Source organism: Burkholderia sp. 3C (assembly GCF_054589155.1).
Genome location: NZ_BAAILN010000154.1, coordinates 21,697 through 29,951 on the forward strand (window position 1 = coordinate 21,697; position 8,255 = coordinate 29,951).

The following is an 8,255-nucleotide window of genomic DNA, read 5'->3' on the forward strand; positions in this document are numbered from 1 at the left end:
GTTCTGCGACACGGGCTGCAACGCGTCCGCCGATATCCGGGAGTTCAGGCTGCCAGCGTATGAATCAAGCTGGGTCTCGAACGGCAAGCTGAGTGGCGACGGGATCAAGATCGACAACCCGGCCGGCAACGCCACCCTGCCCTCGCTCGGCCTGAAGCCCGGCCAAGCGCTGCCGGGTGTCTCAATTGGCGACATCGCGGGCGATATCGCGCCCGGCAACCGGCCGACTGTCGGACACGCAGCCGCGCCATCCGGCCCTGGCGCGGTGGTCGATCCGGTCATCGCCGGCGCGACCGCCGTCGACGTGCTTACGCACCTGACGATCCCGCAAGGTGGGCTGTTCCAGCCGAACCGTACCCCCGACGCGCATTACGTCATCGAGACGAATCCCGCGTTCACGAGTTCACGGAAATTCCTGTCGAGCGACTATTACCTGCAACAACTCGGCCTGCATCCGGATCAGACCGCGAAGCGGCTCGGCGATGGCTTCTACGAGCAGCAACTCGTGCGCAATCAGGTCACCGCGCTGACCGGCAAGGCCGTGCTCGGGCCTTACGCGGACCTCGAACTCATGTATGAATCACTGCTCGGTGCCGGCGCATCGCTCGCGACATCGCTCGATTTGCCGCTTGGCGCGTCGCTCTCGCCGGAACAGGTCGCGCAGTTGACCCGCAACGTGATCCTGATGGAATCGCACGTCGTCGATGGGCAAACCGTTCTCGTGCCGGTCGTCTATCTCGCGAAGGCCAGCCAGTCCATGGGTGAGGGGCCGCTGATCGCCGCGTCCGACATCGATATCCGCAACGCCACATCGTTCACGAACAGCGGCACCCTCCGCGCCGATCACGCGCTGTCGATCAGCGGCGACACGATCGACAACCGCCACGGCACGCTGCAAAGCGGCGAAACGATGTCGCTCGCGTCGCGCGGCGATATCGATTTCACATCCGCCGACATCAAATCCGGCAGCCTGCAAATCGGCGCCGGACGCGATCTGATTCTCGACGCCGCCACCACCACCAAGCGACAGGACGGCGACCACGGCTCGCAGCGCATCACCACCACCCTCGCGCCGAAGGCGACGCTTCAGGTCACCGGCGACGCGACCATCGTGACCGGTGGCGATTTCCGGCAGCACGCCGGCGACGTGACCATCGGCGGCAATCTTGGGATGCGGATAGGCGGCGACTGGAAGCTCGGCGCGGTTCAGACCGGCGAAAAGCAGGTCGTCGCGCGCGCGAACGGGGCCGCCGATACCGACACGCGCGTCGTCACCGGCAGCAGCGTGAAGGTCGGCGGCACGTCCGCGATTGCGGTCGACAAGGATCTGACCGCGCAAGGCGCGCGGATCGATCTCGGCGACGGCGGCATGATCGTCGCGGGCGGGAACGTCTCGCTCGGCACCGCGAACGCAACCTCGACGGTCGACAGTTCGAGTTCGGGCAGCGGCGGCTTGCGCAGTTACGCGGAAACCTACCACTCGCGCGACGAAGCGCTGACCGGTACGACGCTGACGGGCGGCAACGCCGTGGCGATCGTAGCGGGCAAGGATCTGAACGTCATCGGCAGTTCGATCGGCCTGGAAAAAGGCAACGCGATACTCGCGGCGGCCGGCGACGTGAATATCGGCGCGGCGGCCGAAACGCACGATCTGAACACGCACGAGACGCACAGCCGTAACGGCATCGTCAGTGGCTCGAAGGTCGTCAGCGGTGTCGACCGAACGGCAACGTACCGCCAAGGCAGCACGATTTCCGCCGACGGCGTGACGATCGCGAGCGGACGCGATCTGCATGTGGCCGGCAGCCATGTCGTCGGGACGAACGACGTGGCGCTGACGGCCGCGCGCGATGTCGAGATCACCACGTCTCAGGACCGGGTCGATTCGTCCACCACGTACGAAAAACGTGATGCCGGCTTGATGTCCGGCGGCGGCTTGTCCGTATCGATCGGGTCGCGCGCCACCGCACAACAAGCGCAATCGAGTCAGACCACGAACCATTCGAGCATCGTCGGATCATCACAAGGCAACGTCACCCTTCACGCCGGCCGCGACACGTCGCTGACTGCCGCGCAGGTCATTGCCGGGCAGCAGGTCGCCATCGACGGTCGCAACGTCACGATCAACGCGGCCACGGATGCCTACGACGATCATGTCAGCCAGCAGACGAAACAATCGGGCGTGAGCGTGGGCATCGGCGGCGGAATCGTCGACGTCGGTCAGGCCATGGGCAGCATGGTGAAAGCCGGCACGGATTCCGGCGATGCGCGCCTGGCGGCGGTACAAGGCGTGGCGGCCGCCGAGACGGCGTACCAGAGCCGGAATGCGATCAAGGGAACCGCGCAAGCGTTGGCAAACGGGCAAGACCCGATGGCCGCCACGGGCATTCAGTTGCAGATCGGCGTTGGATCGAGCCACAGCAGCAGCGACACCACGTCCACGGCGCGTGTACAGCAAGGCGCATCGATCATCGGTAACGGCGGTGTAGCGATCGTCGCGCACGGCAGCGGTCAAGACGGCGCCGGCGATCTGACGATGACGGGCGCCAGCGTGATCGGCCGCGACGTGTTGCTTGCCGCCAATCGCGACGTGATGCTCGACAGCGCGCGCAGCACCGAATCGACACACAGCAGCAACGGCTCGGGCGGCTGGTCGGCCGGCGCCTCGATCGGCACCTCCGGCCTGAGCGTGTCGGCGAACGGCTTCGCCTCGCATGGCCAGGGCGACGGCGACAGCGTCACTCACACGAACACCACCGTCGAAGCCGGACAAACGCTGACCATCCATTCAGGCCGCGACACGACGCTGACCGGCGCGCAGGCATCGGGCGATACCGTGAAGCTCGATGTCGGCCGCGACCTCACGATGACCACGGCGCAGGACAGTTCGACCTACACCAGCAACCAGCACAGCACGAGCGGCGGCATCGCCGCCAGCATCGGCCCGGGCGGCGTGATGATCGCCCCGCAGTTGGCGTTCGGCCACACCGGAATCGATTCCGACTTCGCATCCGCCAACCGGCAGACCGCCATCACCGCCGGGAACGGCGGATTCGATATCGATGTGCAAAACCACACGCAACTGAATGGCGCGATGCTCGCGAGCGACGCGCCCGCCGATTCGAATAGGCTGACAACCGGCGGCTTCGGTTTTGGCGACGTGCGGAACACGATGTCGTATTCGGCATCGTCACAGAATGTTTCCCTGACGAGCGGCCTGCCCAGCTTCGCGCATACCAGCGACAGCGCGAGCGGCACGACACACGCCGCAGTCGGCCCGGCGACGATCGACGTGAAGTCCGATCACGCAACCGGCAAGGACAGCACGGCGGGCCTATCGCGTGATACCGAGCACGCGAATCAGACGGTGCAAAACACGTTCGACTTGCAGAAGGTTCAGAACGATCTGGCGTTCCAGCAAGCGTTCGGGCGCGTGGCGACATTCGCCGTCGCGGAGGTGGCGGATCGGGTGATCGATCACAACCCGCAACTGAAAGCGATGTTCGGTGAAGGCGGCGAAGGACGGATGGCGATGCACGCGGCGGTGGCTGCGATCGGTGCGGCGCTCTCGGGCGGGAATGTCTCGGGCGCGATGGCCGGCTCGCTGGCGGGGGACGCGTTGCAGTCGCTGGCGCAGCCGATTATCGAATCGGCGGTTGGCAAGCTGCCGGTTGAAGCGCAAGGGGCGGTGCGGAACGCGTTGAATGAGGTGGTGGCGACGGCGGGTGGGTATGCGGGGGGTGCGGTGGCGGGGGGTGGAGGGGCGTTGAATGGGGCTGGGGCGGCGCTGGATAACGAGGTTTTTAATCGGCAATTGCATCCGGATGAATACAAGAAGGCGGAGAAGTACGCCAAGCAAGTCGCCGCGCAGCTTGGTATTAGCGAAGGTGACGCCGAAGGACGGATTCTCGCCGAGTTAATGCGCAACTCGGATCAACAGACGGCGCAAGCCTCGGGCGGCGTACACGACTATGAGGTACGCGGCATCGTCGGCTGCAAGAATCTGAACTGTAAGGGCTACGCAAACGATCCGAACTACGCGGATCACAATTACAACAGCCAGTACATCGCGGAAAACCAGGTGGCGAATCTGCTGGGTCGAACGCAATTCGGCACGGGCAAGACACCGCAGCAGTTGATCGATTCGAATTACGACAAAGATCCTTTCGGCAATACGATTGCGCGCGCTGGTGGGACGCTTTTGGCGGGGTCGATAACGGCGGGATTGACGACGGGGCTGCTGGCCAATGTGGCTTCGGCGTGGTCATTGGATACAGCATTCTGGTACGTAGGGGATGCCGTGAGTTACCAGGCCGGGTTGTCGAAAGATCGACCGAATTACCAGACTGCGGCATCAGCTGGCGGGATAGCAGCGGCGTTTGCACCGCTGACGGCACCGTTGAATATGTTGGGCACGTCGGTGCCAACCCAAACGGCCGTCGGCTTCTACAACGCGCTGGTTGCAGGGACGGGGGCATATGGAACGACCGCGATTCTAAATACGGCGGCCAGTCCGGACTTGTCTGGGGGGATTGGCGTGGGAAGGGCTGTAGCGGGTAGCCTTGCTCAAGGCATAGTGTCTGGTCCAATGGGAGCAGCTTTTGGGTATTTGTTTCAGATTGTGCCGGGGCCTATGCAAGCCGCCATTGAAAATTCCAAGAATTCAGAAATTAAAAAATGACAATCTATAGATCGAAACGTAAAAAACTCTATCAGCGTTTTGCGGTCGGATATGCCGGAGTAGCAGGGATGATTCTAGTTGGATTAGGAGCATCCATTGCGCAGGGCGCGGGCTGGAAGCCGGTTCTCGTTGGCATTCCGGTTGACCTGACGTTCTTCGTAGCAGTGTCGTATCAATTCATCAAAGAGCTTCGCGCGCTGAAGAATGAAGAACGAGAAGAAGCTTCAAAGAGTCAGGCGCAGTAGAAGATATGTTGCCACGTCAGCCGCAGCCCAAACGGCTATCGGCTTCGATAGCGCACTGGTTGCAGCAGGTGTAGTTATCGAAACTATGTCCGAAGGTATGGGCCAAGGAGTTTTGCTGGAGGTTATGCAGGTGGCGCGACTGGAGTTTACGGAATATTTGGAGAAAGCATTATTAATTCATCGAAAAACGGAACAGCAACTGTTATTTGTGTCGACGATGGGATTAGTGCTGGAATAACACAAATTTTGATGATGTCGGCGGTTGGTTCAGCCGCGATCAAGGAAAAATGGGAGCGAGTTGGTAAATATGGTCGGAATTCCAGGTTCGTCGCCCAAGACGCTCGGTCAAAAAATATTTGGAATGATTACCTTTGTTGCCTTGATGATTTTTATTGCATATGCGGTGTTGAAAAGCATCTTCTTTCTTTAAAAACTGGGGCAGGAGCACGCCTAGCTCGGCTTTAACGCAGGCGTCGCCCATTGACGACAGGGAATGAACTACAGCGCACGCATGGCAGCACGTCGGGCTTTGAAGTAAGTTTTGGAGATTTTACTCGTTCCGTCAATTTTTCCAATTAACATCAACCCGAATGTTCCAGCCATATTGCAAGGTGGGAGAAGCGCGCTTCCGGCCAATTTGGGGATTGGGGCAGGCGCAGTAGTTGGTGGCGGCGGGTCATTTGTGCCGGGCAAAGATGCCGGAGCGTTGAAGAAATGAACTTGAAAATAGATCGCTGGTTAAATTCAGATGGATGGAAGGGAATAATCGCGCGTGTCACTTGTGCCGTCGTGATATTTGTGATTTTATTAAAAAATACTTTTTTAATAAATTGGATAAGAGTATTGACGCATGAACAGCCCTTGCTGATAGATTATCAAAAAGAGTTCATTGTTCAGAGGGCGGCACTGACACTGCTGTTAATCGAGCTTATCTTTGAGTTGGTGGTCGCTATGAAGCTACTGTTTTCAAGGAAGCGTGATTAGCATCGAGCATTTTTAATCGGCAGTTGCACGAAGACGGCAAGGCGAAGGAGCACGCGCTGGCGAAGCAGTTGGCGGCGGTGTTGTGTATTCACCGGGTAACGGAACCTCGACGGTCGTGGACACGGACGCAAATTTTGGAAGAACTTCCAATCCGGCACCGGTCGGAATGGGATATACAGTCGATCAGGGTAAAACAGAAATCATGTGGCAATTATGACGAGCCTCCCGGGCCAAACACCGAAGACGCGAGTACAGAAGATCGTCTGGTGGTGCTGCTTTGCGACGATGATGAGTTTTATTGTGTACGTAGTGTTGAAAAATCTCTTTTTTCTAAAAATCCAGCCAGGATTATATCGGGCCTCGTGTTTATGCTGGCATCGCCCATCGGTGGAGTCGATGAAATTAAGCAACAGCGAATAAATGATGAGCTATAGCTCAAAACGTAAAAAACTCTATCGCCGCTTTGCGGTTGGATATGCCGGAGTAGCAGGGATGATTCTGGTTGGATTAGGATTCTCCGTTGCACAGGGAGCGGGCTGGAAGCCGGTTCTCGTTGGCGGACCAGGTTACCTGACGTTCTTCATAGCGGTGTCGTATCAATTCATCAAGGAACTTCGCGCGCTGAAAAAAGAAGAAAAAGAAAAGGCCTCAAAGAGTCACGAGCAATAGAACCAATCAACCCAGCTTCGCCCAGAGCCAGGTCGAGAGGCATTTCAACGGCCTGTTTGCGCGCCGACCGCCGCGCGCCCCCCCAACCCCGCCCCACCCTTCCCCCACTAACATTCCTTTTTCTCAAGTTAGACGATAAAAATCGTCGCTTGCCGCGCCCACCACGCCTGACAACAATTCACCTGCCAGGAATAGGAGGAGCGTTGTCATGCGTGACGAACACAATTACATCAATGGCCGGTTCGTGGATTCGGCCGAAGGCGGCTTCATCGCCGTGACCGACCCGGCCACCGGCGAATCGATCGGCCGCGTGCGCGCCGCCTCGGCCGCCGACGCCGTCGAAGCTGTCAATACCGCCGCCGCCGCGCAGCGCGCCTGGCGCCGGCAACCGGCCGCCGAACGCGCCGAGGCGCTGCGCCGCTTCGCCGATGCGATCACCGAACGCGCGCCGCAGATCGGCGCGGCGCTCGCGCTCGAATCGGGCAAGAGCGTAGGCGACGCCACCAACGAAGCGCGCTACGCCGCCGAGATCACCCGCTATCACGCCGAATGGGCGCGCCGCATCGAAGGCGAAATCATCCCGAGCGATTCCCCGAACGAAAACCTGTTCCTGCACCGCGAGCCGATCGGCGTGGTCGCGGCGCTGATCCCGTTCAACTATCCGATCTACACGCTGATGCGCAAGATCGCGCCGGCGCTGATCGCGGGCAACGCGGTAGTGGTGCGCCCAAGCAACCACACGCCGTGCTCGGCGTTCGAAGTGGCGCGCGCCGCCGACGCGGCGGGCCTGCCTGCCGGCCTCGTCAACATCCTCGCGATGAACCACGACACGGCCGCCGTGCTGTGCACGCAGGCACAGGTCGGCATGATCACGCTGACGGGCAGCGTCGGCGCGGGCCGCACCGTGCTCGAATACTGCAAGACGAACATCGCCAAGCCGTCGCTCGAACTGGGCGGCAAGACGCCGGCCATCATCGAGCCGGACGCGAACCTGGAACAGGCCGCCGCCGCGCTGGTCGCCTCCAAAACCACCCACTGCGGCCAGCTCTGCACGGCGATCGAGCGCGTGTACGTGCATGAAAGCGTGCACGACCGCTTCGTCGCGCTGCTGCGCGAGAAGATGGCCGCCGTGACGATCGGCGACCGCCGCGACGACCCGGCCCGCATGGGCCCGCTCGCCAACGCCGCCGCGCAACAACGCGTGCATGCGATGGTCGAGCGCGCGGTGGCCGAGGGTGCGACGCTCGAAACCGGCGGCACGCTGCCGGCCGGCCCGGGCTTCTTCTATCCGGCCACGCTGCTGACGAACTGCCGCCAGGACATGGAAATCGTGCGCGAGGAAAGCTTCGGCCCGGTCATGCCGGTGCTGCGCTACCGCGACCTGGACGAAGCGATCGCGCTGGCGAACGACCATCAGTACGGCCTGTCGTCGGTGCTCTACACCGAGAACTACCGCGTCGCGCAGCGCGTGGCGAACGCCATCGAAGCGGGCGAACTCTACGTCAACCGCACGCCGGCCGATCCGTACCAGGGCTACCACGCCGGTTGGAAGCGCTCGGGCCTCGGCGGCGACGACGGCAAGCACGGCATGCTCGAATTTACCCAGACCCGCCTCGTCGTCATGCACTACTGACGATGCGGCACCCACGGGCGGCGCGCGCCTGACACGCGCGCCG

At 61.2% G+C, this 8,255-nt stretch carries 5 protein-coding genes and 1 pseudogene; all 6 read left to right on the top strand.

Annotated elements, in window-relative coordinates; translation table 11 throughout:
* Positions 1–127: 127 nt before the first annotated feature.
* Positions 128–3,830: pseudogene (locus ACYP33_RS32290) on the top strand (hemagglutinin repeat-containing protein); the annotation flags it as partial.
* A gap of 847 nt (positions 3,831–4,677) precedes the next feature.
* The gene (locus ACYP33_RS32295; RefSeq protein ID WP_459625245.1) at positions 4,678–4,926 is read left to right on the top strand and encodes a hypothetical protein; all 249 of its coding nucleotides are present in this window, start codon (positions 4,678–4,680) and stop codon (positions 4,924–4,926) included.
* A complete protein-coding gene (locus ACYP33_RS32300) occupies positions 4,886–5,164 on the top strand; it encodes a hypothetical protein (RefSeq protein WP_459625246.1) in 279 nt (92 codons plus the stop codon). Before ACYP33_RS32295 ends, ACYP33_RS32300 begins: the two co-directional genes overlap by 41 nt.
* 476 nt (positions 5,165–5,640) lie before the next feature.
* Positions 5,641–5,910 (top strand): hypothetical protein, encoded by a 270-nt coding sequence (locus ACYP33_RS32305; protein WP_459625247.1) that lies wholly within the window; start codon positions 5,641–5,643, stop codon positions 5,908–5,910.
* 420 nt (positions 5,911–6,330) lie between these two features.
* The gene (locus ACYP33_RS32310) at positions 6,331–6,579 is read left to right on the top strand and encodes a hypothetical protein (RefSeq protein ID WP_459625248.1); all 249 of its coding nucleotides are present in this window, start codon (positions 6,331–6,333) and stop codon (positions 6,577–6,579) included.
* A gap of 208 nt (positions 6,580–6,787) precedes the next feature.
* The gene (aldA, locus tag ACYP33_RS32315; RefSeq protein WP_459625249.1) at positions 6,788–8,212 is read left to right on the top strand and encodes an aldehyde dehydrogenase; all 1,425 of its coding nucleotides are present in this window, start codon (positions 6,788–6,790) and stop codon (positions 8,210–8,212) included.
* Positions 8,213–8,255 lie beyond the last annotated feature (43 nt).

Excerpts from the sequence above, each read along its gene's own strand:
- ACYP33_RS32300 (WP_459625246.1), top strand. The coding sequence starts at position 4,886 with ATGAAGAACGAGAAGAAGCTTCAAAGAGTCAGGCGCAGTAGAAGATAT.
- aldA (WP_459625249.1), top strand. The coding sequence starts at position 6,788 with ATGCGTGACGAACACAATTACATCAATGGCCGGTTCGTGGATTCGGCC.
- ACYP33_RS32310 (WP_459625248.1), top strand. The coding sequence starts at position 6,331 with ATGATGAGCTATAGCTCAAAACGTAAAAAACTCTATCGCCGCTTTGCG.
- ACYP33_RS32305 (WP_459625247.1), top strand. The coding sequence starts at position 5,641 with ATGAACTTGAAAATAGATCGCTGGTTAAATTCAGATGGATGGAAGGGA.
- ACYP33_RS32295 (WP_459625245.1), top strand. The coding sequence starts at position 4,678 with ATGACAATCTATAGATCGAAACGTAAAAAACTCTATCAGCGTTTTGCG.